Source organism: Bradyrhizobium sp. USDA 376, from assembly GCF_054063675.1.
Genome location: NZ_JBSSGN010000001.1, coordinates 7,827,729 through 7,853,224 on the forward strand (window position 1 = coordinate 7,827,729; position 25,496 = coordinate 7,853,224).

General features: G+C 65.8%; 21 protein-coding genes. 14 read left to right on the forward strand and 7 right to left on the reverse strand.

Features of this window, described 5'->3' with window-relative positions; genetic code table 11:
• Positions 1 to 80: 80 nt before the first annotated feature.
• Positions 81 to 1,424, forward strand: coding sequence for an aminotransferase-like domain-containing protein (locus tag ACVJ19_RS36935; protein WP_453953956.1), 1,344 nt, complete (start codon positions 81 to 83; stop codon positions 1,422 to 1,424).
• Positions 1,425 to 1,437: 13 nt separating this feature from the next.
• Here the strand turns inward: ACVJ19_RS36935 and ACVJ19_RS36940 are convergent, their stop codons facing one another.
• Positions 1,438 to 2,019, reverse strand: coding sequence for a hypothetical protein (locus tag ACVJ19_RS36940; protein WP_453953957.1), 582 nt, complete (start codon positions 2,017 to 2,019; stop codon positions 1,438 to 1,440).
• A 64-nt stretch (positions 2,020 to 2,083) separates the two neighbouring features.
• Here ACVJ19_RS36940 and ACVJ19_RS36945 point away from each other — a divergent pair, with 64 nt between their 5' ends.
• Positions 2,084 to 2,518, forward strand: a complete 435-nt coding sequence (locus tag ACVJ19_RS36945; RefSeq protein WP_018642849.1) for a hypothetical protein — start codon at positions 2,084 to 2,086, stop codon at positions 2,516 to 2,518.
• A gap of 4 nt (positions 2,519 to 2,522) precedes the next feature.
• Here the strand turns inward: ACVJ19_RS36945 and ACVJ19_RS36950 are convergent, their stop codons facing one another.
• The 3 genes from ACVJ19_RS36950 to ACVJ19_RS36960 form a co-directional block, all read right to left on the reverse strand.
• Positions 2,523 to 4,922, reverse strand: a complete 2,400-nt coding sequence (locus tag ACVJ19_RS36950) for a bifunctional diguanylate cyclase/phosphodiesterase (RefSeq protein WP_453953958.1) — start codon at positions 4,920 to 4,922, stop codon at positions 2,523 to 2,525.
• A 95-nt stretch (positions 4,923 to 5,017) separates the two neighbouring features.
• Entirely contained in the window at positions 5,018 to 6,445 is a 1,428-nt protein-coding gene (locus tag ACVJ19_RS36955) for an MFS transporter (protein ID WP_453953959.1), read from the reverse strand.
• Positions 6,446 to 6,713: 268 nt separating this feature from the next.
• Positions 6,714 to 7,220 (reverse strand): YciE/YciF ferroxidase family protein, encoded by a 507-nt coding sequence (locus ACVJ19_RS36960; protein ID WP_453953960.1) that lies wholly within the window; start codon positions 7,218 to 7,220, stop codon positions 6,714 to 6,716.
• A gap of 429 nt (positions 7,221 to 7,649) precedes the next feature.
• On the opposite strand from ACVJ19_RS36960, the gene ACVJ19_RS36965 reads away from it, so the two are divergent.
• The 8 genes from ACVJ19_RS36965 to garD all read left to right on the forward strand — a co-directional run bounded on the left by ACVJ19_RS36965 (position 7,650) and on the right by garD (position 19,060).
• Complete coding sequence (locus tag ACVJ19_RS36965) at positions 7,650 to 8,732, forward strand: lysylphosphatidylglycerol synthase transmembrane domain-containing protein (RefSeq protein ID WP_212342922.1); 1,083 nt, start codon at positions 7,650 to 7,652, stop codon at positions 8,730 to 8,732.
• A gap of 101 nt (positions 8,733 to 8,833) precedes the next feature.
• Positions 8,834 to 10,780 carry a hypothetical protein gene (locus ACVJ19_RS36970; RefSeq protein WP_453953961.1) on the forward strand — a complete coding sequence of 649 codons (1,947 nt, stop codon included), beginning with the start codon at positions 8,834 to 8,836 and terminating at the stop codon, positions 10,778 to 10,780.
• Positions 10,781 to 11,102: 322 nt separating this feature from the next.
• The gene (locus tag ACVJ19_RS36975) at positions 11,103 to 12,455 is read left to right on the forward strand and encodes an MFS transporter (RefSeq protein ID WP_453953962.1); all 1,353 of its coding nucleotides are present in this window, start codon (positions 11,103 to 11,105) and stop codon (positions 12,453 to 12,455) included.
• A gap of 122 nt (positions 12,456 to 12,577) precedes the next feature.
• Complete coding sequence (locus tag ACVJ19_RS36980; protein WP_453953963.1) at positions 12,578 to 13,483, forward strand: LysR substrate-binding domain-containing protein; 906 nt, start codon at positions 12,578 to 12,580, stop codon at positions 13,481 to 13,483.
• A gap of 129 nt (positions 13,484 to 13,612) precedes the next feature.
• Positions 13,613 to 14,557, forward strand: coding sequence for a 5-dehydro-4-deoxyglucarate dehydratase (kdgD, locus tag ACVJ19_RS36985; RefSeq protein WP_453953965.1), 945 nt, complete (start codon positions 13,613 to 13,615; stop codon positions 14,555 to 14,557).
• Between the two features lie 25 nt (positions 14,558 to 14,582).
• Complete coding sequence (gene gudD, locus ACVJ19_RS36990; RefSeq protein WP_453953966.1) at positions 14,583 to 15,926, forward strand: glucarate dehydratase; 1,344 nt, start codon at positions 14,583 to 14,585, stop codon at positions 15,924 to 15,926.
• An 18-nt stretch (positions 15,927 to 15,944) separates the two neighbouring features.
• Positions 15,945 to 17,393 (forward strand): aldehyde dehydrogenase family protein, encoded by a 1,449-nt coding sequence (locus ACVJ19_RS36995; protein ID WP_453953967.1) that lies wholly within the window; start codon positions 15,945 to 15,947, stop codon positions 17,391 to 17,393.
• A 125-nt stretch (positions 17,394 to 17,518) separates the two neighbouring features.
• Positions 17,519 to 19,060 carry a galactarate dehydratase gene (gene garD / locus ACVJ19_RS37000; protein WP_453953968.1) on the forward strand — a complete coding sequence of 514 codons (1,542 nt, stop codon included), beginning with the start codon at positions 17,519 to 17,521 and terminating at the stop codon, positions 19,058 to 19,060.
• Between the two features lie 3 nt (positions 19,061 to 19,063).
• On the opposite strand, the gene ACVJ19_RS37005 is transcribed toward garD, so the two are convergent.
• Positions 19,064 to 19,804, reverse strand: a complete 741-nt coding sequence (locus ACVJ19_RS37005) for a hypothetical protein (protein ID WP_453953969.1) — start codon at positions 19,802 to 19,804, stop codon at positions 19,064 to 19,066.
• Between the two features lie 6 nt (positions 19,805 to 19,810).
• Positions 19,811 to 20,698 (reverse strand): MipA/OmpV family protein, encoded by an 888-nt coding sequence (locus tag ACVJ19_RS37010; RefSeq protein ID WP_453953970.1) that lies wholly within the window; start codon positions 20,696 to 20,698, stop codon positions 19,811 to 19,813.
• 342 nt (positions 20,699 to 21,040) lie between these two features.
• Between ACVJ19_RS37010 and ACVJ19_RS37015 the strand changes: the two genes are divergently transcribed.
• From ACVJ19_RS37015 to ACVJ19_RS37030, 4 genes are all read left to right on the forward strand, one after another.
• On the forward strand, positions 21,041 to 21,721 hold the full coding sequence (locus ACVJ19_RS37015; protein WP_453953971.1) for a response regulator transcription factor: 681 nt from the start codon (positions 21,041 to 21,043) through the stop codon (positions 21,719 to 21,721).
• On the forward strand, positions 21,718 to 23,082 hold the full coding sequence (locus tag ACVJ19_RS37020) for a sensor histidine kinase (RefSeq protein WP_453953972.1): 1,365 nt from the start codon (positions 21,718 to 21,720) through the stop codon (positions 23,080 to 23,082). Before ACVJ19_RS37015 ends, ACVJ19_RS37020 begins: the two co-directional genes overlap by 4 nt.
• A gap of 194 nt (positions 23,083 to 23,276) precedes the next feature.
• Positions 23,277 to 23,546: a hypothetical protein gene (locus tag ACVJ19_RS37025; RefSeq protein ID WP_453953973.1), complete on the forward strand. Its 270-nt coding sequence runs from the start codon at positions 23,277 to 23,279 to the stop codon at positions 23,544 to 23,546.
• A 227-nt stretch (positions 23,547 to 23,773) separates the two neighbouring features.
• Positions 23,774 to 24,754, forward strand: coding sequence for a zinc-binding alcohol dehydrogenase family protein (locus ACVJ19_RS37030; RefSeq protein ID WP_453953974.1), 981 nt, complete (start codon positions 23,774 to 23,776; stop codon positions 24,752 to 24,754).
• 33 nt (positions 24,755 to 24,787) lie between these two features.
• Here the strand turns inward: ACVJ19_RS37030 and ACVJ19_RS37035 are convergent, their stop codons facing one another.
• Positions 24,788 to 25,144, reverse strand: a complete 357-nt coding sequence (locus ACVJ19_RS37035) for a hypothetical protein (protein WP_018642868.1) — start codon at positions 25,142 to 25,144, stop codon at positions 24,788 to 24,790.
• Between the last annotated feature and the right edge of the window lie 352 nt (positions 25,145 to 25,496).

The following is a 25,496-nucleotide window of genomic DNA, read 5'->3' on the forward strand; positions in this document are numbered from 1 at the left end:
GCTCAATCGCGGAACTTGATGGAACTTAAATGCTCCAGTACACTCCTCGGAGCAAGTAAAACATTGCTCTCGGTGCAATAATGTCCAAGTTCGAGTACGTGAAGCTTGCCGATGCCATTGCCTCGGATATCTCTAATGGCACGTTAAGGCCCGGCGACCGGCTGCCGCCGCAGCGCAATTTTGCCTATGATCGCGGCATTGCCGTCTCGACCGCGAGCCGGGTTTATACGGAGTTGCTCCGCCGCGGCCTCGTGGTCGGCGAGGTCGGCCGCGGCACCTTCATCTCCGGCGCCATCAAGCGCGAGGTCGAGGCGCTGAGCGAGCCGCGCGACGCGCGGATCGACTTCGAGGTCAATTATCCGTTACTGCCGCAGCAATGGGCGATGATCGCCAAGAGCCTTGCGGGACTGGAGCGTGTCGACGCGCTCGAATCCGCACTGCGGGTCTCGACCAGCACCGGCACCAAGAGCGCGCGCAATGCGGCCGCCGCCTATCTCGCGCGCAAGGATTTCACGCCGCAGGCCGAGCAGATCGTCTTCACCGCCAACGGCAAGCAATCTCTCGCAGCCGCGCTCGCCGCCCTCGTCCCTACCGGCGGACGCTGCGGCGTCGAGGCGCTGACCTATCCTTACGTCAAGAGCATCGCGGCGCGGCTCGGCATTACGCTGGTGCCTATACCGATGGACGAATTCGGCGCGCGTCCCGATGCGATTCAGAAAGCGCATCGCGAGGCGCATCTGTCGGCGCTGTACCTCCAGCCGATCATCCAGAACCCGCTCGGCGTCACCATGAACGCGACGCGGCGCGCCGACATCATGCGCGTCGCCGAGAAGCTCGATCTCACCATCATCGAGGACGCCGTCTACGGCTTCCTCGCCGACGACACGCCGCTGGCCGCGCTCGGGCCGGACCGCTGCATCGTGATCGACAGCCTGTCCAAGAAGGTCGCGCCGGGCCTTGCACTCGGCATCCTCGTCACCCCGCCTCACTTGCGCGAGAGCGTGATGAGCGCGGTCCGCACCGGCGGCTGGATCGCCTCGGGCCACGCGCTCGCGTCCGGCCAGCGGCTGATGGCCGACGGCACCGTCGCCGAGCTGACGCGGCTGAAGCGCATCGACGCCGCACGCCGCCAGCAGACCGCGGCAAGGCTGCTCGCCGGCTACCAGATTGCGGCCGACACACGCGCATATCATCTGTGGTTGACGTTGCCGCCGCACTGGCGCTCGCAGACCTTCGTCGCGGCCGCAGCGAGGCGCGGCATCGCGCTGACGCCGTCCTCGACCTTCGCGATCGCGCATGGACACGCACCGAATGCGGTGCGGCTTGCGCTCGCTCCGCCGACGCCCGAACAGCTCGATGCCGGCCTGCGCACGATCGTGTCGCTGCTCGGCACCAAGGAAGAGGATTTCGACTCGACGGAGTAGCGCGCTGTGAGGACTAAGGCAGCAGGGCCCTCGGAACGCGATCGAAACTGTAGCTCTGCGGCTGGTTGCGCCGCACGAAGCCGCCGACCTGCCAGGCGAACAGCGCCGCGAAGCCGAGGATGAACAGCACGCCGGCGAATTCGCCGATCATGAGGGCGCGGATCAACAGCCCGGCCATAGCCACGGCGAGCACCGCCAGGAACGCCAGCACCGCCGCATAGGTCTTGCGGCCGAGTCCTGCGGTCAATTCCGCGCGGCTGCCCGCTTTCGCCATCCGCGCATGGAGCTCGATCAGAAAATCGCGAAAACCGTTGTCCTGCGGCGCCATCAGGGCCGCGGTCTGCCAGCTCGTCGACAGGATCGCGATGCGGCCGCCACCATTGTGGCTGACATCCGCGCGAAAGCGGTGCTGCTGCATCGACACCGGGCGGAACGACAGCCGGATCGCCGAGATCTCGTCATAGCGCCACAGGCCAGAACGGCCGCCGATGTGCCAGGACAGCCCCTCCGCCGTCAGCTCGAAGCGATGCGCCGAGCCGATCAGCGAGGCCTTGTAGGCGTAGCTCGTGACCGCCTCGGCTCCCGAAACCTGCATCTCGAAATCAATCCCGTCTGCGATCCGCTTGCGCGATCGCCCTCGCCCATCCTACAAGCGAGGCATGGCTGAGACGACCTTTTTTCCGCGCCGCCTGATTCTCGGTGCCGCAATGATCTCCGGCGTGCTGCTCGCGCTCGCGGTGCACATGCTGGGCGCGCGCTATGGGCTGGACCTCGGCGGCCTCTGGCGCTCCGACACGCATGAGTTCATTCCGGCCGGCGCAGCGATCGCGTGGTGGCTGATCGCAACGGTCGGCTTCTCCGGCGGCTATTTCACCGCCAGCCTGATGCAGAGCGCCGTCTCCGGCCAGATCCCGCAGCGCATGCGCCAATTCCTGATCGCGGTCGGCGTGCTCCTGCTTGCCGGTGCCGGCCAGGTGGCCTCGGCACCGAGCCCGATCCCGACCGTCTCGGGCGTGCTGGCCGGGCTTGCCGCGCTGTGCCTCGGCGCCGTGATGGCATTCTGCGGCGCGCATTTCGCGTTGCGCCGCGGCTGATCCTTTAGGCCGAGACGCGCAGTCGCGGGCGGTCCAGCATCATCGCCACATCGGAAGCCGGTCGCGGCTTGCTGAACAGATAGCCCTGCGCCTGGGTGCAGCCCTCGCGCCGGAGCAGTTCGAGCTGTGCATCGTTCTCGACGCCTTCCGCCGTGGTGACGATGCCGAGGCTGCGGCCAAGGCCGGTCACGGCGCGGATGATCGCCATGGAATCCTCGCGCGTCGCAAGCTCCGACACGAAGGAGCGGTCGATCTTGATCTTGTCGAACGGGAAGCTGCGCAGATAGCTCAGCGACGAATAGCCGGTGCCGAAATCGTCAAGCGAGATCCGCACGCCCATGGCGCGCAGCTCGTGCAGCGTCGTCAGCGTCGCCTCGCTGTTCTGGAGCAGCACGGATTCGGTGATCTCGAGCTCGAGGCGGTGCGCCTCAAGTCCCGAGGCGGCCAGCGCCGCCGTCACGGATGCGATCAGGTTCGGGCTCTTGAACTGCACCGGCGACAAATTGACGGCGACGTCGATATCGTCGGGCCAGCTGGCCGCATCGGTGCAGGCGGAGCGCAGCACGAATTCGCCGAGCTGAACGATGAGTCCGGTTTCCTCGGCCAGCGGAATGAAGCTGATGGGAGCGATCAGGCCGCGCTGCGGATGGTTCCAGCGCAACAGCGCCTCGAAGGCGACGACCCGGCCGCTGGCGACGTCGCGGATCGGCTGGTAGTAGGGCAGGAATTCGTCGCGTTGCAGCGCTGCGCGCAGATCCATTTCCAGCAGGCGCCGCGCCTGCGCGCGTGCATCCATGCCGGTCTCGAAGAAACGATAGGTGCCGCGGCCGTCCGCCTTGGCGCGGTACAGCGCGAGATCGGCATTCTTGAGCAGCTCGTCCGGATTACTGCCGTCCTGCGGCGACAGCGAGATGCCGATCGAGACACCGATGACGATCTGATGGTCGTCGATCTCGTAAGGCGCCGAGATCACCTCGACGAGGCGGCCGGCAAGCGACCTCGCTGCGGCTTCCTCCGACCGTCCGATCTGGACCACGGCGAATTCGTCGCCGCCAAGCCGCGCCACCGTGTCGTGCTCGCCGACGGTAGTCTTCAGCCTGCGGCCGACCTCCTTGAGCAGTGCATCGCCGATCGGATGGCCGAGCGAGTCGTTGATGTCCTTGAAGTGGTCGAGATCGAGACAGAGCACCGCGAGCTGGTCGTCCGACTTCGCCCGGTGCAGTCCCTGCTCGAGCTCCTCGTGGAACAGCACACGGTTCGGCAGGCCGGTCAGCGCGTCATGGCGTGCCATGTGCGAGATCTTCGCCTGTGCCTCCAGCCATTCGGTGATGTCCTCGAAGGTCGCGACCCAGCCGCCGCCCTGCATCGGCTGGTTGACGACGCGGATGGAGCGGCCGAACCGGTTGACGACATCGGTCGTGGTGCGGCCCTCGCGCGCATCGGCGACGAGCCGCGCAAAGAATTGATCCGCATCGCCCAGCCACTGGCCCTTGGCCTGCTCCTCCCTGAGCACGTCGACCAGCAGACGGCCGGTGAGCGCGATGTCGGTACGGCGGAGCATCGACGCATATCGCTCGTTGAACAGGATGATCTTGCCGTCCGCATCGAACATGCACAGCCCCTGCGACATGTTCTCGAGCGCGGAGTCCAGCACCAGTTGCTGGCGTCCCAGTTCGCCCTTGGCGCGGCGATCGAGCAGCGCGGCAACGAGTGCAATCGCGATGATCGCAACCGCGGCGCTTGCGGTGAGGAAAGACATCGATGCGGGCGGAACGGCGAGCCCGCTGATCGCGAGCGTCGGGTCCGGCGTCAGCAGCACGGCGCCCATCGCGGTGAAATGATGCGCGACGATGGCGAGCGTCAGCAGGGCGGTCGCGCTCAGCGCATGGGAGAGATCGTCGCGCCGCGCGGCGACGAACAGCGCGAGTGCAGCAAAGACAATTCCGAGCAACACCGAGGCGGCAACCGTGCTTCCGACCCAGTCCACGCGGGCCGGCATCTCCAGCGCCGCCATGCCGGTGTAGTGCATCGCCGCGACACCGCCGCCGACGATGGCGCCGCCGACGATCACCCAAGCCGCGCGTGAGGACGATACCGCGATGCTCAGCCCCACGAAGGTCACGGAGACCGCAAGGATCAGCGAGAGAATCGTGACAGGGATGTTGTAGGCGCCGGCGCCACCCGGCCCATAGGCGAGCATCGCGATGAAATGCGTCGCCCAGACGCCGCATCCGCTGACAGCCGCATCCAGGCTGATCCAGGCGAGGCGTCCCGGGCCGTGCGCGGCGCGGGCCCGGTGAAACAGGCTGATTGCCGCGGCGCTCGCAAGCAGGCACACCGCGCCGCCCAGCGCAACCAGTCGCCAATCATGCTCGTCGGTGAGACAGTAAAGAACTTGATACATTGCCGGCCCCTATGGAGCCGCACTTCAACCGACAGAGGTGGACGATCGGTAACCGGCTATGTGCTGGTTCCGGGGATGGTGAACGGGAGATGTGTTCATTCGCTCGGATTGTTCATCCCCTGCGGAGGCGCGCCGATCCCGATCACGGCGGCGGCGAGCAGCAGCACGAAGGCCGATACGGCCAGCGAGGCGTGCAGGCCGGTCATGAACGCTCCCTCCGAGGCCACCAGCGAGCCGAACAGCGCGACGCCGAGCACGCTGCCGGTCTGCCGCGTCGCGTTCAGGACGCCGGCCGCGATGCCGGAGCGCGCCTTCTCGACGCTGCCCAGCAGGGTCGAGGTCAGCGGCGGCACCAGCAGCCCGAGTCCGCCGCTGATCGCGATCATCTGCGCGCAGATCATCCAATAGCCCGTGTCAGGCTCGATCCAGAGCAGGCCGAGACAGCCCAGCGCCGAAATGCAGGCGCCGACCACGATGGTCGGGCACGCGCCGATGCGCTCGGCAAGGCGCGGCGCCAGCAGATTGACCGGCAGCACCGCCGCCATCATCGGCACGAAGGCGAGCCCGGTCCACCACGCCGACAGCCCATTGATCCGCTGGAAGTACAGGCTGAGCACGAAGATCAGTCCGTAGATCGCGATGTTGACGAGCAGTCCGACCAGCGCGGTCAGGGTAAACAGCCGGTGACCGAACAACGACAAGGGCAGCATCGGCTGCGCGGCGCGGCTTTCCCGCCAGACGAACAGCACGCCCAGGACCGCGGCCGACGCGAAGGCGAAGAGCACGGCCGGATGTCCCCAGCCAAGCGCGCCGCCCTCGATGATCGCGCCAGCGAGCGCTCCGAGAGCGCCGATCGCGGCGAGTTGGCCCGGCAGATCGATCTCGCGCGAGCGCGCCCGGGTCGTTTCGGTCGCATAGCGCCAGCTCAGCCAGAGGCCGGCGAGACCAATCGGGAGGTTGACGAGGAAGATCGCGCGCCAGCCGACCAGCGTGATCAGCGCGCCGCCGACGAAGGGGCCTGCGGTGAGCGCCAGGCTGGCGCCGGCAGCCCAGATCGCAACTGCCCGGCCCCGCGCACGGTCGTCTGGGTAGGCGTGATTGAGCAGCGCCAGGGAATTCGGCACCAGGATCGCCGCCGCCAGCCCCTGGATCAATCGTGCCGCGATCAGCGCGATCGCATTGGGCGACAGCGCGCAGGCGAGCGAGGCCGCGGTAAAGATGGCAAATCCCGCCATGAAGACGCGCTTGGCGCCGATCCGGTCACCGAGTGCGCCTGATGTCAGGATGAAGGCGGCAAAGGCGATGGTGTAGGCGCTGACCACCCATTGCAGCTCGGCCACCCCGCCGCCAAGTGTCTTGCCCATCGCATCGAGCGCGGTGTTGACGATGGTGACGTCGAGCTGCACCACGCCGTAGCCGAGGCTCATCGCGGCGAGCGTCAGCGAGGTCGCAAGACGCGCGCCGGCACGCTGCGCGCCGGCCGCGTCGTCGAAGGATTCATATTTGATGGTGCTCACGCGCATGCTGCCACCTCGGTTGCAGCCCCTGCGGGATATACGCTATTGGCCCGCCATCATGCTTCGATAATGGCGGAAGGATGGATGTGTAGCGCGCGCGTGTGCTCCATAATCGGTGTCATCGCCCGACTTGATCGGGCGATCCAGTACTCCGCGGCGGAAATTGTGCAAACGAAGTACCGCCGCGGAGTACTGGATGCCCCGCCTTCGCGGGGCATGACAGCGGACGAAGCGAGAAACAGCGCGCCGCGCGGCGCTCGTCAGCTAAACGTCGTCAACTCGCCGCGCGCAGATTCACCTTGCTCTCGGCAAGCGTCGTCAGCTTCTTGTCGGTCGCCTTCTCTTCCTCGAGCGTCTTGGCGAGCACGCTGGCACAGTCGCTGCGGCCGAGCTGCTTGGCCCAGGCGATCAGGCTGCCGTAGCGTACGATCTCGTAGTGCTCGGCGGCCTGCGCGGCGTTGATCAGCGCGGCGTCAAGCACCGCCTTGTCGGCGACTTCGCCTGCGGTCTCATCGGCCTCCTCGATGATGCCGTCGATGGCCGGGCAGTCGACCGCCTTCACGGCGACGCCGTGCATCTTGAACACTTCCTCGAGCCGCGCGACGTGTTGCTTGGTTTCTTCGAGGTGCGTCAAAAAGCCCTGTTTCAGCTGCGGATCGGTGGCCTTGGCGGCCATTTTCGGCAGCGCCTTGGTGAGCTGCTGCTCGGCGTAATAGATGTCCTGGAGCTGGTGCACGAACAGGTCGTTCATGGTCTTGATGTCCTTTGTGAACAGTCCCATCGTTCCAATCCTCATTGGGTTTCGGGAACACGGAGGCGCCGGCTTGCACGAAAAGCCGCTTAATTCCGCCATGTTCGGTTGCTGATGGGGCGCTAACGAGCACCCGGCATCGACGTTCCAAAAAAGCCTGCATCGCTTGCGCTGGAACAATGCAGGCGGCGGCACGATATGAAATCGTGCCGGCATGTGAACGTACGATCCGGGCCTATCTGCCGACTTATATGCTTAACGCGCGCCCGATGTGAACCGCATATGACAAAAGTAGCCGCTCTGGCGCAGAACCTATCCTTGTCAAGGGCTGCACAAGTCACCGTTTTTGCCTTAAATGAGCTGGATCATATCCAGCGATCGACACCTGCCTTCGGCAACGATCGCGCCCGACTGGCCAATGCGCGGCCGGGTCGGTCTTGCCCCCCGCCGGGAGGATGAATGCACGGACTGCTGCCCGCGCTGAAACGCGGCTTCAAGAGATGGATTGGCTGGCGACGGCTCGGAATTGCTGCGAGCGTCTTCATCATCGCCTTCGCGATCACAACGCTGGTGCGGACCCTCAAGGGTATCGATACCGGCGTCATCCTGACCGCGTTAACCGAGATTCCCCGCGGCAGTATCGGGCTGGCGGCGATCTGCGTCTTCTTCGCGTTCTGTACGCTGACCTTCTATGACTTTTTTGCACTGCGAACGATCGGCAAAAAGCACGTTCCTTATCGCATCGCAGCGCTCTCCAGCTTCACGTCCTATTCGATCGGCCACAACATCGGCGCCACGGTGTTCACCGGGGGAGCGATCCGCTTCCGTATCTATTCGGACTACGGGCTCAACGCGATCGACGTCGCCAAGATCTGCTTCCTGTCGGGCCTGACCTTCTGGCTCGGTAACATCTTCGTGCTCTCGATCGGCATGGCCATCCATCCGGATGCCGCGTCCTCGATGGACCAGCTCCCGTCGTCGCTCAACCGGTTGATCGCCCTCGGCGGCCTCGCCTCGATCGGCGCCTATCTGGTCTGGCTCTGCATGGGCGAGAAGCGGCGCGAGCTCGGCCAGAAGGGCTGGAAGGTGGTGCTGCCCTCGGCGCCGCTGACGCTGGTGCAGATCCTGATCGGCGTGGTCGATCTCGGCTTCTGCGCCACGGCGATGTACCTCCTGATGCCGGCCAATCCGCCGATCGACTTCCTCTCGCTTGCCGTGGTGTTCATCCTGGCGACGCTGCTAGGCTTCGCCAGCCATGCGCCCGGCTCGATCGGCGTGTTCGACGCCGCCATGCTGGTGGCGCTGCCCGAATTCGGCCGCGAACAGCTCCTGGCGACGCTGCTGGTGTTCCGCCTGCTCTATTTCGTGATCCCGTTCGGCCTCGCCATCTCCATCATGGGCGCGCGCGAACTCTGGATGAATGTGGTCGAGCCCTGGCAGGAGCGGCGGCGACTGGCGGAGGCCTGCGCCCAGGCCAATCTGCCCAAGCAGGTGACGCCGATGGAGCGCGAACGGCTGCTGCGGCAGGCCAACAAGCGCTGAGCCGGCAAGGAGCGGCCCGCAAAATCATCAGGCAGAGGTTGCGGGCGGAAGCGCAATCCTCTCTTATTTCCGCCTCAACTTTGCCGTTGAAGACGCGGGCCATGATTTCTGTATCCCTTCGTATCCTCTCCGCAGGCGCCGTGTTGCTTGCCGGGATCCTGACCGCCTTGCCCGAGCGCGCTGCCGCGCAGGACTCGGGGCTGCAGATTTCCTGGGAGGTGCGCAACCGCTTCCGCCTGTTCCGCGAGGAGCGCGACTTCCTGCTCCATGTCGAGAACGCGCGTAACCGCAGCATCCTCGCCGCTGAGCAGTCGCTGGAGCTCCAGAGCGAGGGTCGCGGCTGGGCCCGCAACATGGTCAACCGGCTCTGCATCGACCTCCAGGGCCGAGTCAATCAGCCCTGCACCCGCGACAATGTCAAAGAGAACTACCTCACGCCGATCGACCATCCGGTGACCGTGCGCCTCGTTGGCGCGGTGCCGGTCGGGGCCACCTGTGCCTGGTCGTTCGACGACGGCGACGGACCGCAGACCTCGACCTTCGACTGCGCCGAGCCGGTCAATCTGCGCGTCCGCTACGGCAAGCAGACGGTCGCGACCGTCGATGTCTCCGCCGGCTCCGACCCGACCCAGCGCGTCCAGACCGAGATCCAGGTGCGCGACGTGTTCGTCGCAGGGCTCGGCGACAGCATCGCCTCGGGCGAAGGCAATCCGGATCGGCCGCTGGCGCTGTCGGACGAGGGCTTCTGCTTCCGCTCCTATCTCGGCACTGCCGGCGCGCAGTACTACCGGCCGAGCCGCGCCGGCTACAAGGGCGGGCGCGCCTGCGAGGCGCCGGACACCCTCGCCAACTGGCAGCACTACAGCGCGCTGTGGTTCAATGCGCCCTGCCACCGCTCGCTCTACAGCTACCAGGCCCGCACCGCGCTGGCGCTCGCGGTGCGCTACACCCACATCGCCGTGACCTTTCTGCCGCTCGCCTGCACCGGCGCCAGCATCGGCGACGGGCTCCTGGGCTCGCAGCGCGCCCGCGAATGCCCGCCCGGCAAGACCGGCGTCTGCAACACCAGCGTCAACGCGCAGGTCGCCGAGCTGCGCGAAGCACTCGGCGCGGCAAAGAAGCGCCAGCCGGACCGCACGCTCGATCTCGTGCTGCTGTCGGTCGGCGCCAATGACGTCTACTTCTCCGGCCTCGTCGCCGACGTCATCGTCGACACTGCGACCGAGCGCGCGCTGTTCCGCCGCTCCGGCGTGATGGCGAGCGTCGACGATTCCCGCGACGCGCTGGCGCGCGAGCTGCCGCAGAATTTCGTCAAGCTGCGCGAGGCCTTGAAGCCGCTGGTCGGCGGCGACCTCTCGCACGTGGTCTATGTGTCCTACGCCAATCCCGCGCTCGCCGATGGCGGCGTGCCCTGCCGCGGCGGCCGCGCCGGCTTCGACATCCATCCCTCCTTCAACGCAGATCCGCAGCGCCTCGCGCGCGTCTCGACCTTCGTCGACACCGAGTTCCTGCCGCAGCTGAAGGGGCTCGCCACCTGCACCCGCGGTGCGCTGTGCCGCGATCCCGAAGCTGATCGCATGACCTTCGTCGATACGCATCAGGCCGCCTTCGCCGACCACGGCTTCTGCGCCCATTCCGGCAACGATCCCGAATTCGACCGCGCTTGCTTTGCCGAGAACGGCCAGAGCTTCAACCCTGATATCGTGAGCGCGGCGAGCCAGCCGATGCTGTGCGGCCGCGGCGCCTCGGAGTACCGCGCCTACCTGCCGCGCGCGCGCTGGATCCGCGACGCCAATGACAGCTATTTCGCCGCGATGACCTATCCGCAAGGCCTGCCGGCCGCGAGCCAGCCGACCGACATCCACGACGCGACCTGGGGCGTGCTCTCCGCCGTCTATGGCGGCGCCGTGCATCCGAGCGCTGAAGGCCACGCCGCGATGGCGGATGCGGCACTGCCCGCGGCGAGCGCCGTGCTCGGCCTCGATGCCGTTCCGCCCAACGTGACGCGCGGATTTCTGCCGCAGTTGCTGCCGAGCGCACAGCAGTAGTTCACGCGAGGACTCCCTCCACGAGTCGTCCTAGCGAAAGCCAGGACCCATTACCACCGTCCGCGGTTTGGCGAAGATTGGTGATGGCTAGCGCGCGCCACAACTTCCTCTTGGGGTAATGGGTCCTGGCTTTCGCCAGGCTTTCGCCAGGACGACGATTGAGTGTGTGGCATCGCCCATCACCACGATCGTTCCCCCAAACCTGCCGTTCCATCAATCCAAAAACGGCATCGATCGATACTCCCTTGAACTTGGACACTTTGCCGCGCGCGCCTCTAGGAGTCGCATCGAGGAAACATTTCGAGTTCTAAGGAGGCGCATGATGAGCGCAGTGGTGTCCGCAGCGGACGTGAGGAGGTCTCGCGTCAGGCTGTTCATCGTGACCATGTTGTTCCTGGTCACCACCGTGAATTATGCCGACCGTGCCACGCTGTCGATCGCCGGTCCCGCGCTCTCGAAAGAGCTGCATCTCGATCCCGTCGCCATGGGCTGGATCTTCTCGGCTTTCGGCTGGTCCTATGTCGTGGCGCAGGTGCCGGGCGGCTGGCTGCTCGACCGCTACGGCTCGCGTCTCGTCTATGCCTTCAGCATCATCATCTGGTCGCTGTTCACGCTGATGCAGGGCTGGGTCGGCTTCCTCAGCGCCGGCAGTGCCATCGTCGTGCTGTTCGCGCTGCGCCTCCTTGTCGGCGTCGCGGAGGCGCCGTCCTTCCCCGCCAATGCGCGTATCGTCGCGGCCTGGTTTCCGGGCAATGAACGCGGCACCGCCTCGGCCTTCTTCAATTCGGGGCAGTATTTCGCGACCGTGATCTTCGCGCCGCTGATGGGCTGGATCGCGCACAGCTACGGCTGGCGCTTCGTGTTCTTCGTGATGGGCGCGCTCGGAGTAGTCATGGGCCTCGTGTGGCTCAAGACCATCTACGGCCCGAAGGAGCATCCCTCGATCAACGAGGCGGAATTCGACTACATCAGGGACGGCGGCGCGCTGGTCGATCTCGACGCGCCCAAGGACGATCAGTTGCGCGAGCGTGCGCCCGAGGCCGGCTCCGGCTGGGACCACATCCGCCAGCTGCTCTCCAACCGCATGATGCTCGGCGTCTATCTCGGCCAGTACTGCATCAACACGCTGACCTATTTCTTCCTGACCTGGTTTCCGGTCTACCTCGTCAAGGAGCGCGGCCTGTCGATCCTGCAAGCCGGCTTCGTCGCGACGCTGCCCGCACTGTGCGGCTTCATCGGCGGCGTGCTCGGCGGCATCATCTCCGACGCCATCCTGCGCAGGACCGGCTCGCTGACCATGGCGCGCAAGATCCCGATCGTCGGCGGCATGCTGCTGTCGATGTCGATCATCGCCTGCAACTATGTCGACGGACAGGCGATGGTGGTCGGCTTCATGGCGCTCGCCTTCTTCGGCAAGGGCATCGGCGCGCTCGGCTGGGCGGTGGTCTCCGACACCTCGCCGAAGGAAGCCGGCGGCGTCTCGGGCGGCCTGTTCAACACCTTCGGCAACCTCTCCTCGATCACCACCCCGATCGTGATCGGCTACATCCTGGCCGCGACCGGCTCGTTCAACGGCGCGCTGGTGTTCGTCGGGCTCAACGCGCTGGTGGCCGCCTTCGCCTATCTCGTCATCGTCGGAAAGATCGAGCGGGTGACGCTCAAACGTTCCTCCTGAGGGCTCCCATGGGAGCTTGACCAGGCAACTCAACGGCGGCTTCACGGCCGCCGTCTTTGTTTTGGGGATGATCGATGCTAGAAGTGCCGGGGAAACGCCTTATCCATCTAAGGCATGTATCGATGTTCGACCTCAACCAGCTCCGCTGTTTCGTCACGGTGGCGGAGGAATTGCATTTCGGCCGCGCCGCCGCGCGGCTCAACATGACCCAGCCGCCGCTGTCCCGGCAGATCCAGGTGCTCGAGCACATCATCGACGCGCCGCTGCTGGAGCGCACCAGCCGCTCGGTGCGCCTGACGCCGGCGGGACGCAGCTTCCTGCCGGAGGCGCGGCGCATCCTCAAGCTTGCGGAGAGCGCCTCGCAGGTCGCCCGCCGCATCGCGCTCGGCAAGACCGGCTCGCTGAAGATCGGCTTCACCGCGGCCGCCGCCTACGGCTTCCTGCCCGAGCTCGTCGCCGCCTGCCGCGCCAAGCTGCCCGAGGTGGACTTCTCGCTGAAGGAGATGGTGTCGGGCGACCAGTTCGAGGCGCTGACCTCAGGCCAGATCGACGCCGGCCTGCTCCGGCCGCCGATCGCGCGGCCCGAGCTGACCAGCCGCCGCGTCGTCGCCGAGCCCCTGCTCGCCGCGATCCCGAAGAAGCATCCGCTCGCCAATGCCGACAGCATCACCATCAAGGACTTCGACGACCAGCCCTTCGTGATGTATTCGCCCTATGAGAGCCGCTACTTCCACGACCTGCTGGTGGCCCTCTTCACCCGCGCCGACGTGCTGCCGCGCTATGTGCAGCATCTCAGCCAGATCCACTCGATCCTCGCCATGGTCCGCGCCGGCCTCGGCCTCGCCATCGTGCCGGCCGCGGCCGCGAGCCTGAAGATCTCCGACGTGCGGCTGCGCCCGCTGAAGCTGCGCACCCGCGTCCCCGCCGAGCTGTTCATGGTCTGGCGCCGCGAGGACGAGAACCCGCTGCTGTCGGCGCTGGTCAAAATCGCCGGTGAATTGTCCTCCGCGGAAGTCGTGGACGATTGATGCTGAATTCGCATCGGTCGATATAGGCTTTGGCTTGGACGCGCATCGAACGGTTGCCTAAACCACGGCGCATGGACGCGCAGCCTTCTGCTTGCGTCCTCCACAACACGCAATAAGGGAGCCGCGCCCATGAGCAAGATGACCCCGCAGGAAATGGCCCAGAAGATCGGATCGGGCCTCCTGTCCTTCCCCGTCACGCCGTTCAAGGCGGACTACTCCTTCGACGAGGCGACCTACCGCGCCAACATGGACTGGCTCTGCGGCTATGATGTCGCAGGTCTGTTCGCGGCCGGCGGCACCGGCGAGTTCTTCTCGCTGACCCCGACCGAGGTTCCTGAGGTCGTCAAGGTCGCCGTCGATGAGACCAAGGGCCGCGTGCCCGTGCTCGCCGGCACCGGCTACGGCACCGCCATCGCCCGCGAGATCGCGATCGGTGCGGAGAAGGCCGGCGCCGACGGCCTGCTGCTGCTGCCGCCCTATCTCACCCACTCCGAGCAGGAGGGCCTTGCCGCCCATGTCGAGGCGGTGTGCGCGTCGGTGAAGATCGGCGTCATCGTCTACAACCGCGATAACGCCATCCTGCAGCCCGACACGCTCGCGCGCCTTGCCGAGCGCTGCCCGAACCTCGTCGGCTACAAGGACGGCATCGGCGACATCGAGTTGATGACCCGCGTCTACACCAAGCTCGGCGACCGCCTGACCTATGTCGGCGGCCTGCCGACCGCCGAGACCTTCGCGCTGCCCTATCTCGACATGGGCGTGACGACCTATTCCTCGGCCGTGTTCAACTTCGTGCCGGAGTTCGCCACCAACTTCTACGCCGCCGTGCGCAAGCGCGACCACGCGGCGATCCACGCCGGCCTGAAGGATTTCATCCTGCCGCTGATCGCGATCCGCAACCGCAAGAAGGGTTATGCGGTCTCGATCATCAAGGCCGGCATGAAGGTGATCGGCCGCGATTCCGGCCCGGTCCGTCCGCCGCTGACCGACCTCAGCGAGCAGGAAATCGCGGAACTGACCGCGCTGGTGAAGAGGCTGCCCGCCGCACGATCGTCACAACAGGCTGCAGAATAGCAGCGACAACAGGGAGGAGGGTGCGATGGCCCGGACCGAGATTTCTGGCGCACCGGTCGTCACGGCGATGCAGGTGATCCCGGTCGCGGGCCGCGACAGCATGCTCCTCAACCTCAGCGGCGCGCATGCGCCGTTCTTCACCCGCAACATCGTCATCCTCACCGACAATGCCGGCCACACCGGCGTCGGCGAGGTGCCGGGCGGGCAGAAGATCTGGCAGACCCTCCAGGACGCCCGCGACCTCGTGATCGGCAAGACCGTCGGCGCGATGAACAACATTCTCGCCGACGTCCGCACCGCCTTTGCCGACCGCGACGCCGGGGGCCGCGGCAAGCAGACCTTTGACCTGCGGGTGATGATCCACGCGGTCACTGCGATCGAATCCGCCCTCCTCGACCTGCTCGGCCAGCATCTCAACCTGCCGGTCGCCGCCCTGCTCGGCGAAGGCCAGCAGCGCAAGAGCGTCGAGACGCTCGGCTATCTCTTCTTCGTCGGCGACCGCCGCAAATCGAAGCTCGATTACGTCACGGGCGAGACCGGCAAGGCGGAATGGTTCAACCTCCGCCACCAGGAGGCGATGACGCCCGAGACCGTGGTGCGGCTCGCGGAAGCGACCCACGACCATTACGGCTTCGCCGATTTCAAGCTCAAGGGCGGCGTGCTGCGCGGCGAGCAGGAAATCGAGGCCGTCACCGCGATCGCGAAGCGCTTCCCGAACGCGCGCGTCACGCTCGACCCGAACGGCGCCTGGTCGCTCGACGAAGCGATCGGCCTCTGCAGGAACATGCATGGCATCCTCGCCTATGCCGAGGACCCCTGCGGCGCCGAGGCCGGATTCTCCGGCCGCGAGATCATGGCCGAGTTCCGCCGTGCCACGGGCCTGCCGACCGCGACCAACATGATCGCGACCGACTGGCGGCAGCTCTCCCATGCGCTGCGCCTAGGCGCGGTGGACATTCCGCTCGCCGATCCCCATTTCTGGACCATGCAAGGCTCGGTGCGCGTTGCCCAGACCTGCCGTGACAACGGCCTGACCTGGGGCTCGCACTCCAACAACCATTTCGACATCTCGCTCGCCATGTTCACCCATGTCGGCGCCGCCGCCCCCGGCAAGGTCACTGCGATCGACACCCACTGGATCTGGCAGGACGGCCAGGCGCTGACGCAAGAGCCGCTCCAGATCAAGGGCGGCAAGATCGCCGTGCCTGACAGGCCGGGCCTCGGCATCGAGATCGACCGCGCCGCCATCGAGGCCGCGCATGAGCTTTACAAGAAGCATGGACTTGGCGCCCGGGATGACGCTATGGCCATGCAGGACCTGATCCCGGGCTGGACCTTCGACGACAAGCGTCCCTGCCTCGTTCGCTAAAAACTCTGGAGGAATGAGATGACTGCGATCCTTAAAAACTTCATCGGCGGCGAATGGGTCGACGGCTCCGGCGTCACGAAGAATATCAATCCCTCCAACACCAACGATCTCGTCGGCGAATACGCCAAGGCCGACAAGGCGCAGACCGAGAAGGCGATCGCGGCCGCCAAGGCCGCTTTTCCCGCCTGGGCGCAGTCGACCCCGCAGGTGCGCTACGACGCGCTCAACAAGATCTCGACTGAAATCCTCGCCCGCAAGGAAGAACTCGGCCGCCTGCTCGCCCGCGAGGAAGGCAAGACCTTGCCGGAAGGCATCGGCGAGGTCGCCCGCGCCGGCCAGATCTTCGCGTTCTTCGCCGGCGAAGCGCTGCGCCTGATCGGCGAGAAGGGCGCCTCGGTGCGTCCCGGCCTCGACGTCGAGCTCACCCGTGAGCCGGTCGGCGTCGTCGGCATGATCACGCCCTGGAATTTCCCGATCGCGATCCCTGCCTGGAAGATCGCCCCGGCGCTCTGCTATGGCAACACCGTCGTGTTCAAGCCGGCCGAGTTGGTGCCTGGGTCTGGACATGCGCTCGCCGAGATCATCACCCGCTCCGGCATTCCCGCCGGTGTGTTCAACCTCGTGGTCGGCTCCGGCTCCGTCGTCGGCCAGACCCTGCTTGATCACCCTGACGTCGCCGCGATCTCCTTCACCGGCTCGGTGCAAACGGGGCGCAAGATCGCGCAGGCCTGCGTGCTGTCGAATCCGATGAAGAAGTTCCAGCTCGAGATGGGCGGCAAGAACCCGCTGGTGGTGCTCGACGACGCCGACCTCAAGACCGCCGTCGAGGTCGCCGTCAACGGCGCCTATTTCTCCACCGGCCAGCGCTGCACCGCCTCCTCCCGCCTGATCGTCACCGAAGGCATCCACGACCGCTTCGTCGCCGCCATGGCCGAGCGCCTGAGCGGCCTGTCGGTGGACGACGCGCTGAAGGCCGGCGTGCATATCGGCCCGGTGGTCGACCAGAGCCAGCTCGACCAGGACCTGCGCTACATCAAGATCGGCCAGGACGAAGGCGCCAAGCTCGCCTTCGGCGGCGAGCTGCTCAAGCGCGAGAACCCCGGTCACTATCTCCAGCCGGCGCTGTTCACCGAGGCCAACAACAACATGCGCATCGCGCGTGAGGAAATCTTCGGCCCCGTCGCCGCCGTCATCCGCGCCAAGAACTACGAGGAAGCGCTCGCGATCTCCAACGACACCGAGTTCGGCCTCGCCTCCGGCATCTGCACCACCAGCCTGAAATACGCCTCGCACTACAAGCGCAACAGCGAGTCCGGCATGGTGATGGTCAACCTGCCGACCGCCGGCGTCGACTATCACGTGCCGTTCGGTGGCCGGAAGGGTTCGAGCTACGGCGCCCGCGAGCAGGGCTCCTATGCGCGCGAGTTCTACACCACGGTGAAGACGGCTTATACCTATCCGGGCTGACCGGCTGATATCGTAGACATCGTAGGGTGGGTTAGCGCAGCGTAACCCACCTCTTTTGCTTCCAAGGATGAAGACATTGGTGGGTTACGCTGCGCTAACCCACCCTACAAATCCCGGAGTCCGCGATGGACCAGGACGTCGCAGCGAAAGAGCAGCCCCGCTACATCAAGCTCAACGAGCGCGACAATGTCGCGATCGTGGTCAATGATTTCGGGCTTCCCGCCGGCTCCCGCTTCGCCAGCGGCCTGACGCTGCGCGCCTTCGTGCCGCAAGGGCACAAGACGGCGCTGGTCGACATCACGGAAGGCGCGCCGATCATCCGCTATGGCGAGATCATCGGCTACGCGCTGTCGCCGATCCTGGCCGGCGAATGGGTAGATGAAGCCCGCATCCGCATGCCGGAGGCCCCTGCCCTCGACAAGCTGGAAATCTCCACCGCGGTCCCCGCGCCGCTGCCGCCGCTCGAAGGTTTCACCTTCGAAGGCTATCGCAATCCGGACGGCTCGGTCGGTACCAAGAACATCCTCGGCATCTCCTCCTCCGTGCAATGCGTCAAGGGCACGATGGAATATGCCGTGAAGCGCATCCGCGCCGAGCTCTTGCCGAAGTACCCCAACGTCGACGACGTCGTACCGCTCACGCATGCCTATGGCTGCGGCGTCGCCATCACCGCGCCCGATGCGGTGGTTCCGATCCGCACGCTGCAGAACCTCGCGCTCAACCCGAATTTCGGCGGCGAGATCCTGGTCGTCGGCCTCGGCTGCGAGAAGCTCGCGCCCGAGCGCCTGGTGCCGGAAGGTGTCAGCGATGCCATCGTGCGCATGCAGGACGAGGCCTTCGACGGCTTCGGCGCGATCGTCGATGCGATCATGACCCAGGCCGAGGCGCGGCTGAAGGTGCTCAACACCCGCAAGCGCGAGACCTGCCCGGCCTCCGATCTCGTGATCGGCCTGCAATGCGGCGGCAGCGACGCCTTCTCCGGCGTCACCGCCAACCCCGCGGTCGGCTTTGCCGCAGACCTCCTGGTCCGCGCCGGCGCCACCGTAATGTTCTCGGAAGTCACCGAAGTGCGCGATGCCATCCAGCTGCTGACTCGACGTGCCATCAACGAGGATGTCGGCCGCGCGCTGGTGCGCGAGATGGCCTGGTACGATTCCTATCTCGCCCGCGGCGGCGCCGATCGCAGCGCCAACACCACGCCCGGCAACAAGAAGGGCGGCCTCGCCAACATCGTCGAGAAGTCGCTCGGCTCGATCGTCAAGTCCGGCTCCTCCGCCATCACCGGCGTGCTCTCGCCCGGAGAGAAGGCGACGCAGAAGGGCATGCTGTTCGCGGCAACGCCCGCCTCCGACTTCATCTGCGGCACGCTCCAGCTCGCCTCCGGCATGACCTTGCAGGTGTTCACCACCGGCCGCGGCACGCCTTATGGCCTCGCCGCCGCGCCCGTGATCAAGGTCGCGACCCGCAGCGAGCTCGCGCGGCGCTGGAAGGACCTGATCGATTTCGATTCAGGCAGCATCGCCACTGGCGAGAAGACTATCGAGGAATGCGGCTGGGACCTGTTCCGCCTGATCCTCGACGTCGCCTCCGGGCGCACCAAGCCGTGGTCGGACCGCTGGGGCATCCACAACGACCTGACGCTGTTCAATCCGGCGCCGGTGACCTGAGGGTCACTGGCCGTCGATCAGGTGCATGTCGCCCAGCGTGACGGGCAGGCTGCGCGTGATCAGGTCCGCAATCGCCGCACGCAACCGCTCGCTTGAAGCCGAACCGTCAAACGTCGCGTCGACCGGTCCGCTTGGGCCGGCGAGCCGCATCGTCCCGGTGTTGTCGAGTGGCGCGGCCGCCCGCTTCTCGATCACGTCGAACGACTTCCCCTCGATCACGCGCACTTCGTACAGCGCGTGGATCAGCCCGTAATCTGCAAGCAGCGTCCGGTATTGGGCGAGCCCGACGCCCTCGACATTGCGGCCGTTTCCGAGTTTCGATCTGGCCCGCGTGATGACGATGTAGGCGTCCAGCCCCTGCGGGGCGACATCGCTGCGAACCAGCTCCTTGAAGGGATCGCTCCGCAGGAGATTGACCGGCGCAACCGCCGAATCCCTGACGGCAGCGAACGCAGCACGCCGGTAAGTCACCGGCTGCACGCGAAAGCGTCCGCTCAGCAGCTTCGTCGCCTGCTGGACGATCAACTCGTCCAGCCCCCATGCGCTGATCGAGAGGCTTTGCGCGGCGTTGCCGAGCCCGGTCAGGCCGGCGCGCGTCAGGCTCATCTCCTCGCCGATCGCCGAGACGATGCCGACGGTCTTGATCGCCTGGAGTTTCGTCGCACGCGTCTCGAACGCCGCAGCGGCGCTGAGCGCAACGGAAGCGATCGCGAGACCAATCCAAAGAATGACACTGCGGCGCATGGCGGCTCATCGAATCCTGAAATCGAACGAATAGGACGCACCGACGCCGACGGTGGTCTGGTTCGACGATCCCCGCAGCTTCACCAGCGGGCTGTCCGCGGCATCGCCCAGCAGCTTCTCGTATTCGACATAGGCGTGGACCTCCCACTGCGGATTGATGCGGTAGGAGATCTGGCTGCCGAAGCCGACCGAATGCGCGCCGCCTCTGGCGTTGTACATCGGCAACCCCGAGGCCAGCGCCTGCACGGCATCGACGCCGAAATACGGCGCGGTCGCCTTGGTGCTCTTCCAGGTAAAACGCGGGCCGGCCGAGATCGTCAGTCTCTCGATCAGCGGCACGATGACGTCGGCGGAGACGTCGGCCACCGTGCCGGTATGGCCACCCATGCCCTGGCGCAATTCGCTGCGCAAACGCAGCCAGTCGACCGGATAATATTCGACGAAGCCGCCGAGCTCGTAGGCCGCCTTGACGTCGCCGAGGCCGGTCAGCTCGGCATATTTGTCGCTCTTGCGCGAGGAGACGTATTTGAAGGCGGGGCCTGCGCGAAAATTGCCGACGTCGAACAGCGCAATGCTGGCGCTGTCGCGCGGACCGCGAAACTGATCGATCGATCCGGCGCGGCGAATGGTGAAGATCGGGATCGGGAGAAACTTGCCGTTCTTCGATCCGACGAAGTCAGGCGTGTATTCGCCGCCGATGCCGACCATGACGGTCCAGTTTCCGGAGGGCGATGGCAGCATCGGCAGCTCGAACGGCGGAGCCGGCAGCGTGAATGCGGTTTGCGCCGATGCGGATTGTGCGATCGCCATGATCGCACCGAGTGCGGCAAGGCAGGCGGTCGTCCACCGCGCATTCACCGTGAGGCGGAGAGCGGCTTCGTCAATATGCTTCATTTCAGGGCCCCGGACCGGCCTTGCTGGCCGAGTCGACTGGTGTGGTCAGGAGCCCAGCATGTGGTCCGGCAAAATTGCCCCAAGATTGCAACGGACAACGGTCCCCGCGACATTCCGCGCGCCAGGTACGCCGCCGGATCAACATTGCCCGAACATTGCCTGCGACGCGTTCATGCTGCCAAACTTTGATCGCGTGTGCTGTTCGGCGTCTTCCACCCTGCCTTTTATTCGCCAAGCTCGCTGCCTTAAAGGGAACCCGCGCACGAGCCGAAACGCCGGACTTCGGCCAGGAAGCGTCAAAGTCGGGGTGCTATGGCCCCAGCAGAGTCAAGGACGACCCGCGTGCGCTCGCTCGTGATCGAAGACGAACCGCAGATCGGCGCTTATGTCAGCCGGCTGCTCGGACAGTTGCACGGCGTCGTCGACCTCGTCGGCTCGATTGCCGATGCCCGCCAGGCGCTGGACAATTTCAAATATGATCTCGCCATCGTCGACCGGATGCTGCCCGACGGCGATGCGCTCGAGGTGGTCACTGCGCTGAGCCAGTCGCCGGAGCGTCCGGCGATCATCATGCTGACGTCCAAGGACACCAAGGAGGACGTCGTCGACGGCCTCAACGGCGGCGCCGACGACTATCTCGGCAAGCCATTCGAGCCGCAGGAGCTGATCGCGCGGGTGCGTGCAGTGCTGCGGCGGCCCCGCCTGCTCGCCCCTGCCGTGCTGTCGCTCGGCAATGTCGAGCTGCATCTCGGCAGCAACGAGGCCGTTGTCGCCGACACCAAGATCCTGTTGCGGCGGCGTGAGGCACTGATCCTCGGAGCGCTGCTGATGCGACGCGACCGCGTCATCACCCGTGCCGCCCTGATCGAGGAAATCTACGGTTTCGACGACGAAATCGAATCCAACACGCTCGAAGCGCAGGTCTCCCGCCTGAGGAAGAAGCTGGCCACGTTCGGCGGCGACGTGGAGATCCGCAGCATGCGCGGCATCGGTTACATCCTGCGGCTGGCAACGCCGCGATGAGGTCGATCGCCCGGACGTTTGCGTTCTCGCTCGGCATCGCCGCCACAACGATCTTTTTGATCATGGTCGCGATCTTCGTCTCGAGGTACCCGTTGGAGGAACGCGAGTTCAGGGCCTGCCGGGTCGTGGCTGCCGTTCTCGATCGTGCCACTGATATCGATGGGCAAAACCTGACGATACGTCCGACTCCCGCGCTCGAGGAATTGAAGGCGGACAGTCCAAACCTCTGGTACGTCGTGTCCGTGGGCGATCTCGTCAGCGAGTACGGTGGCGAGCACCGGCCGTCTCTCCCCTTCGCCTTCCCCTATCGCGGGCCGGTCGGCCTGTCCGTCTTCAGCACACACGACCAGAAGAGCACGTTCTGTCTCGCCGTTGCGCAACGGGGCTCCTTGCGGCTCACGACGATGGTCGGCGAGCCTCAGGTCCGCTTCGGACGAATGGCTGGGAACTTCCTTGTCAACAGGATTTTTTCGATCATCCTGGTGGCGCTGGCCTTTGCGGCGACCGTCGCCATCGGTTCAGCGCTTGCTGCACGTTTCGTCTCGCGCGGCATCGAACGGGTTGCACGCCGCGCGCTCGCGATCGATCCCTCGGCCCCACAAGGTTTGATATCGCTGTCCGAAGTCCCCTCCGAGTTGAAGCCCCTGGTCGAGGCGCTGAACCGCGCTTTCGGCGAGATCGACGCCTATATCCGGATGCAGCGCCGCTTCCTCGGCAATGCCGCCCATCAGCTCCGCACGCCGCTGACGCTGCTGCGCGCGAAGATCGACGACGTGCCAGATCCGGCCCTGAAGGCCGAGCTGGTGCGCGACGTTCGCCGCCTGACGTCGCTGGTCTCCGCCATGCTCGACCTCGCGCGCCTGCAAAATCACGCGATCGAAAAGCGGCCGATCGATCTTGCCGCGATCACGCTGGACGTGCTGGCCGATTTCGGTCCGTCGGCGCTGGACGCCGGCATCGAGCTTGCGCTGGAGCGTGCCAACGAAAAGGCATTCCTGGTTCAGGGCGTCGACGCCGCTATTCGCAGCGCGCTCGCCAATCTCGTCGGCAACGCGCTGATCCACGCCCGTGGCGCGCAACGCATTGTCGTCACGGTCGGCCGCGGCAGCATCTCGGTTGAAGATGACGGCGCAGGCCTGCCCGACGGCGCGGAGCACAAGCTGCTGGAGCCGTTTCAGACCGGCAACAGCGCAGGCGACGGCGCCGGCCTCGGCCTGTCGATCGTCCGCGAGATCATGGCTGCCCATGACGGCGAGCTCGTCATCGCCTCCGAGCCCGGCTGCGGTACGACGATGCGCCTGTGCTTTCCCGAGGCCGCCGCGGCGGCCAGATCGCGGCAACTCGATCTGCAAGAGCACTAAGCGAGGCGCATCGGCTCCCCGCGCGAAACCGTCCGGAAACATTGGCGCGGAAAATTTCGTCCTCGTTTCGTCCCTTCGCAGCAAGCAACCAATATGTGCGCCGACGGCGACAGGAATGTTCGCGCATAGGCGAACCTGCCCCGGCGTCACCGCGACCAAACCTCCGATTGACATCTTTCACGGAGATTTTCCAAATGCGTGTTCTCTCGATGGTTGCCCTTGCCGGTGCAATGATTGCCAGCTCCGCTGCCGCGTTCGCCGGCGAGCTTCCCTCTTACGAAGTGAAGTCGTTTCCGATCTCGTCGACGCAGGTGCAGGTGCTCGGCGGCGCCGGCGTCGAGGAGCAGTCGACCGCGCCCGCGATGATCGTCGCCGGCATGCCCGCCTCGCCCGCGCAGGTCTCGGTGCTGTCGCCGCGCGTCAAGCGGCTTGCGAGCGCGAGTTCGCAGAACGAAGCGCGCTGAGCCGTCGCGCCGAGACGCACCAAATCATTCACGCATTCGCGCGCCGCATCAGCCGGCGCGCGTTTTGCCGGTTTTCAAATCTGATGATCGAGGGGCCATTGCGTCCCTCGTGCACTTCGAGCGCGCCGCACCGTGCCTCGTTTTCCGAGGCGTTGCGTAGAGCCGACGCTTGAATCTTCGCACCATCTCCTGCAAGCCAGTTGGCCAACCTGCAGGATTTTCATGCCATGACCCAGATGAAGGCAGCAGTGATACGCGAGTCCGGCGGACCCGAGGTGCTACGCATCGAGGACTGGCCCGTGCCGACGCCTGCCGCGGATCAAGTTCTTATTCGCGTCAAGGCCTTCGGCCTCAACCGCTCCGAGCTGTTCACCCGGCGCGGTCTGTCGCCGGGTGTGAGCTTCCCGCGCGTGCTCGGCATCGAGGCGGTCGGACTCGTCGAGGATGCGCCGGGCGGCCGGTTTCGCAAGGGCCAGATCGTCGCGACGGCCATGGGCGGCATGGGACGGCAGTTCGACGGCGGCTACGCGGAATATGTTTGCGTGCCGGCCGCGCAGGTCCAGGCGCTCGAGACCAGCCTGTCGTGGGAGATGCTCGGCGCACTGCCGGAGATGCTCCAGACCGCCTGGGGTTCGCTGTTCACCGCCCTGCAGCTCAAGCGCGGCGAGCGGCTGCTGGTCCGCGGCGGCACGACCTCGGTTGGCCTCGCGGCTGCGGCCATCGCGAGCAAGCACGGTGCCGAAGTGATCTCCACCACGCGCAATCCTGCACGCGCCGAGCTGATCCGTTCCGTTGGGGCGGACCTTGCCATCATCGATGACGGCCGGATCGCCGAGAAGGTCAAGGCTGCAAGCGGCGGCGGCGTCGACAAGGTGCTCGAGCTCGTCGGCACGACGACGCTGGCCGATTCCCTGCAATGCGCGTGGACGAACGGCATCGTCTGCATGACGGGCATGGTCGGGGACAAATGGTGGTTCGACCAATTCAGCCCGATGGACGTCATCCCCAACGCCGTCAATCTGACGGTCTATTCCGGAGGACCCGACGACTTCATGCAGACGCCGCTCCAGGAGCTGGTACGGCAGATCGAAACAGGCGCGCTCCGCGTCCAGGTCGGACGGGTCTTTCACCTCACCGAGATCGCCGAGGCTCACCGCTGCATGGACGCCAACGCGGCCGGCGGAAAGATCGTCGTGCTGACCGATTGACGATGCGCCTCGCCGCGCTTGAGATTCAGTTGGCTACGTCATGCTGCCCGGCATGAAGCAGCGCACACGCGGGTGGCCGTCGATGTAGTGCTTCCACACCATGGTGCGGCCGATCTTGTTCGGCTCGGTGATCACCGCTCCCTCCGGCACGAGCACCCATTCGCCGTCGAGATGCACGCGGTAGCGCCCCTTGTCGGATTCCCAGTCGACATCGGCGACTACATAGCCGTCGGCATCCGAGCAGCACTGCCCAAATTCGCTGTGCAGGCTCTCGAACCAGGGTTTGAGCGGCGAGTTGGCGTAGCGCCCGTCGTCGCGTGCCAGCGCCGATGTCGCCAGCAGCACGGTCAGGCCGAGCAGCATCGCCGCACACGGTCTTGCAAGTGTCATGTCGTCTTCCCGCGGATCGAAGTCAGCGCCGCGAGGGACAGGCGCCGCCATTCGCCTTCCGCGCGATCGCGGCAGGCGGTGGGACGGCGACTCGCTCCCCAGCAGCTTTGCGACAGCTATGCAAATCCGGCGCCAGCGCGCATTCCGGAGAACTACTGCCGCACGCCGTTGCCCACGATTGCATGGCCCTGCATGCGTGACGCGCCGGCGATTTGGCGCGCATTTTCGAGGCTTTCCTTATCGCACCTCAACGTGTACGAACGTGGCCGCGAAACTTATCGCATTTGTTTAACCGGCTGTTTCGATTAGAGAATCAGGTGACGGCGTGACTGGCATTGGACCGGCAGCGCTA

Excerpts from the sequence above, each read along its gene's own strand:
- ACVJ19_RS37020 (WP_453953972.1), top strand. The coding sequence starts at position 21,718 with ATGAGGTCGATCGCCCGGACGTTTGCGTTCTCGCTCGGCATCGCCGCC.
- ACVJ19_RS37005 (WP_453953969.1), bottom strand. The coding sequence starts at position 19,804 with ATGCGCCGCAGTGTCATTCTTTGGATTGGTCTCGCGATCGCTTCCGTT.
- ACVJ19_RS36995 (WP_453953967.1), top strand. The coding sequence starts at position 15,945 with ATGACTGCGATCCTTAAAAACTTCATCGGCGGCGAATGGGTCGACGGC.
- ACVJ19_RS37030 (WP_453953974.1), top strand. The coding sequence starts at position 23,774 with ATGACCCAGATGAAGGCAGCAGTGATACGCGAGTCCGGCGGACCCGAG.
- ACVJ19_RS36935 (WP_453953956.1), top strand. The coding sequence starts at position 81 with ATGTCCAAGTTCGAGTACGTGAAGCTTGCCGATGCCATTGCCTCGGAT.
- ACVJ19_RS36975 (WP_453953962.1), top strand. The coding sequence starts at position 11,103 with ATGAGCGCAGTGGTGTCCGCAGCGGACGTGAGGAGGTCTCGCGTCAGG.
- ACVJ19_RS37010 (WP_453953970.1), bottom strand. The coding sequence starts at position 20,698 with ATGAAGCATATTGACGAAGCCGCTCTCCGCCTCACGGTGAATGCGCGG.
- ACVJ19_RS37025 (WP_453953973.1), top strand. The coding sequence starts at position 23,277 with ATGCGTGTTCTCTCGATGGTTGCCCTTGCCGGTGCAATGATTGCCAGC.
- ACVJ19_RS36970 (WP_453953961.1), top strand. The coding sequence starts at position 8,834 with ATGATTTCTGTATCCCTTCGTATCCTCTCCGCAGGCGCCGTGTTGCTT.
- ACVJ19_RS36965 (WP_212342922.1), top strand. The coding sequence starts at position 7,650 with ATGCACGGACTGCTGCCCGCGCTGAAACGCGGCTTCAAGAGATGGATT.
- ACVJ19_RS37035 (WP_018642868.1), bottom strand. The coding sequence starts at position 25,144 with ATGACACTTGCAAGACCGTGTGCGGCGATGCTGCTCGGCCTGACCGTG.
- kdgD (WP_453953965.1), top strand. The coding sequence starts at position 13,613 with ATGAGCAAGATGACCCCGCAGGAAATGGCCCAGAAGATCGGATCGGGC.
- ACVJ19_RS36945 (WP_018642849.1), top strand. The coding sequence starts at position 2,084 with ATGGCTGAGACGACCTTTTTTCCGCGCCGCCTGATTCTCGGTGCCGCA.
- gudD (WP_453953966.1), top strand. The coding sequence starts at position 14,583 with ATGGCCCGGACCGAGATTTCTGGCGCACCGGTCGTCACGGCGATGCAG.
- ACVJ19_RS36955 (WP_453953959.1), bottom strand. The coding sequence starts at position 6,445 with ATGCGCGTGAGCACCATCAAATATGAATCCTTCGACGACGCGGCCGGC.
- ACVJ19_RS36960 (WP_453953960.1), bottom strand. The coding sequence starts at position 7,220 with ATGGGACTGTTCACAAAGGACATCAAGACCATGAACGACCTGTTCGTG.
- ACVJ19_RS36950 (WP_453953958.1), bottom strand. The coding sequence starts at position 4,922 with ATGTATCAAGTTCTTTACTGTCTCACCGACGAGCATGATTGGCGACTG.
- ACVJ19_RS36940 (WP_453953957.1), bottom strand. The coding sequence starts at position 2,019 with ATGCAGGTTTCGGGAGCCGAGGCGGTCACGAGCTACGCCTACAAGGCC.
- garD (WP_453953968.1), top strand. The coding sequence starts at position 17,519 with ATGGACCAGGACGTCGCAGCGAAAGAGCAGCCCCGCTACATCAAGCTC.
- ACVJ19_RS36980 (WP_453953963.1), top strand. The coding sequence starts at position 12,578 with ATGTTCGACCTCAACCAGCTCCGCTGTTTCGTCACGGTGGCGGAGGAA.